1 protein-coding gene is annotated in these 278 nt (G+C 67.3%); it reads left to right on the forward strand.

Annotation, left to right across the window (positions count from 1 at the left end; all coding sequences use genetic code 11):
- Positions 1-276: helix-turn-helix domain-containing protein (locus RTW80_RS29080; RefSeq protein WP_312721580.1), on the forward strand; the 276-nt coding region annotated here is incomplete at its 5' end.
- Positions 277-278 lie beyond the last annotated feature (2 nt).

Genomic DNA, 278 nt, shown 5'->3' on the forward strand with positions numbered 1-278 from the left:
TTCACTGGCGAGGACTCGCCGATGGCCAACCTGATGCTGTCGGTGATGGGGGCCTTCGCTGAGTTCGAGCGCGCCCTGATCCGCGAGCGGCAGCGTGAGGGCATCGCCTTGGCCAAGCAGCGTGGCGCGTACCGGGGCCGCAAGAAAGCCCTGTCCGATGAGCAGGCTGCTACCCTGCGGCAGCGAGCGACGGCCGGCGAGCCCAAGGCGCAGCTTGCCCGCGAGTTCAACATCAGCCGGGAAACCCTCTACCAGTACCTCCGCACGGACGACTGACA

The organism is Escherichia sp. AM3 (assembly GCF_032029835.1).
GTDB classification, from domain to species: Bacteria; Pseudomonadota; Gammaproteobacteria; order Enterobacterales; family Enterobacteriaceae; genus Escherichia; species Escherichia coli.